Annotated in this window: 2 protein-coding genes; both read left to right on the forward strand. The window is 61.4% G+C overall.

The annotated features are described in order from the left end of the window. The first annotated feature begins 195 nt into the window (after positions 1 to 195). Entirely contained in the window at positions 196 to 2,034 is a 1,839-nt protein-coding gene (locus AB4Z11_RS29860) for a glycoside hydrolase family 35 protein (RefSeq protein WP_442029531.1), read from the forward strand. 116 nt (positions 2,035 to 2,150) lie between these two features. Further along, positions 2,151 to 2,275, forward strand: a 125-nt coding sequence (locus AB4Z11_RS29865; RefSeq protein WP_442029533.1) for an SDR family NAD(P)-dependent oxidoreductase, incomplete at its 3' end; no start/stop codon positions are given.

A 2,275-nucleotide genomic window follows, 5' to 3' on the forward strand; every position in this document is an offset into this window, starting at 1 on the left:
CTGGTGCCACAAGTGCAAATGGGTGGCGCCGACAACAACGCCTTCAGCACCCTGCTTGGTCTGATGAGTGCAATCAAGGCTGGCGAACTGACCACAACGTCTGATAAGGTATAACTCCTTTAGTGGCGGGCGAAAAACGAAAGTGACCACCCGCCGCTGCTTGCGTTTTAGCGCAAAAAAATCGAGGAGACGACGTTGCGATACACGGGGATGAAGCAGCTGGCGGCGCTGGGCATCATGATGGCGGCGCTGAGCACACAAGCGGCCACGCCGCATTTCGCAGTGGCTGGCGACCACTTCGAACTGGATGGAAAGCCGTATGTGATCCGCGCCGGCGACATGCACTACGCCCGCATCCCCCGTGCGTTCTGGCGCGAGCGCCTGCAGCAGGCCCGCGCCATGGGCTTGAATACGATCACCACCTATGTGTTCTGGAATCTGCATGAGCCAGAGCCTGGCCGTTTCGATTTCAGYGACAACCTTGATCTCGCCGCCTTCGTGCGCACGGCACAGGAAGTTGGACTGAATGTTGTGCTGCGTCCCGGTCCTTACGTCTGCGCTGAGCTGGACTTCGGCGGCTTCCCCGCATGGTTGCTGCGTACGCCCGGTCTGCGTGTCCGCAGCATGGACCCGCGCTACCTGGATGCGACTGCCCGCTACTTCAAGCGCGTTGCGCAAGAAGTGGCGTCGCTGTTGTCCTCGCGCGGAGGACCGATCCTGATGACACAGGTGGAAAACGAATATGGCTCGTATGGCGAAGATCACGCTTACATGGCCACTATCCAGAAGCAGCTGCGCGATGCGGGATTCAACCTCCCGCTATTCACATCGGACGGCCCCGATCCCACCCTGCTCGACCACGGCACCCTGCCTGGCGTGACCGCTGTCGTCAATTTCGACGGCAACGTGGACGATGTGAAGGAAGCCTTTGCTCACCTGGCCACGTTCCGCCAGCATGTGCCGCGCATGGCCGGTGAATACTGGGCCGGCTGGTTCGACCATTGGGGCGAGCGTCACCACCAGACCAATCCCAAACAGGCCGCCGATGCAGTGGACTGGATGCTCGGACAAGGCATCTCCTTCAATCTGTACATGGCGCATGGCGGCACCAGCTTCGGCTGGCAGCCAGGCGCCAACGGCCAGGGCAGCACCTACCAGCCCGACACCACCAGCTACGATTACGACGCCGCCATCGACGAAGCGGGCCGCCCTACGCCCAAATTCTTTGCTATCCGCGCCGCTATCGAACGCCATCTGGCGCCTGGCGAGCGCCTGCCCGATCTGCCTGCACAAGCCACATCCTTGATCGCCGTGCCGCGCTTCACCCTGGACGAATCCGTCGCGTTGGTCGATTCCCTGCCCAATCCCATAGCCTCCCATCTGGCGCGCAATATGGAGGCATACGGGCAGGGCTATGGCTTCATCGTCTACCGCAAGCGCTTCGCTGACGGCGCATCGGGCAAGCTGGATCTGGGCGCGGTGCGCGACTACGCACACGTGCTGGATGACGGCGCCACCATCGCCACCATGGACCGCCGGCGCGACGAGCACGTGACCGACATCAATCTCAAAGCCGGCAGCACGCTGGATGTGGTGGTCGAAAATATGGGGCGCGTCAATTTCGGCCCAATGCTGCCCGACGAGCGCAAAGGTCTTACACGCGCCGTATCGCTGAGCGGCAAGCCCCTGCTCGACTGGGAAGTGTTCTCCACGCCGATGACCAATTTGTCAGCCCTGCATTTTGCACGCGGCATACCGGCGAAACGCGGCCCCACTTTCTGGCGCGGCCATTTCAACGTCGCCGCCCCCGCCAGCACCTTCCTGGACATGCGCGCCCTCGGTAAAGGCCATGTCTGGGTCAACGGTCACCATTTGGGACGGTACTGGCGCGTCGGCCCGCAGCAAAGCCTGTTCCTGCCCGGACCATGGCTTCGCAAAGGCGACAACGAAATCATCATTCTCGACATGGACGGTGCCCCGGAAGCGCCGAGCGTGCAAGGCTTGCCGAACCCGGTGTTTGCCACTCCGGGCTGAGTAAAAAAGCGCACCATGCATTAGCTGGGCTTATGCATTCTATGCAGAGTATTCATTTGCCAGCAGAGGTGAAAAAGGCGCAGCATGGTGCACAAGCTATAAATTGGAGACGGCACATGCAGCAAGGTGAATTGGCAGGCAAGGTGGCATTGATCACGGGTGGTGCGTCAGGCATCGGACGCGCCACGGCGGAGTTGTTCGCGCGTGAAGGCGCAACAGTGCTGATCGCGGACCGCGATGG

The organism is Pseudoduganella sp. RAF53_2 (genome assembly GCF_052113985.1).
Lineage (GTDB): Bacteria > Pseudomonadota > Gammaproteobacteria > Burkholderiales > Burkholderiaceae_D > Rugamonas.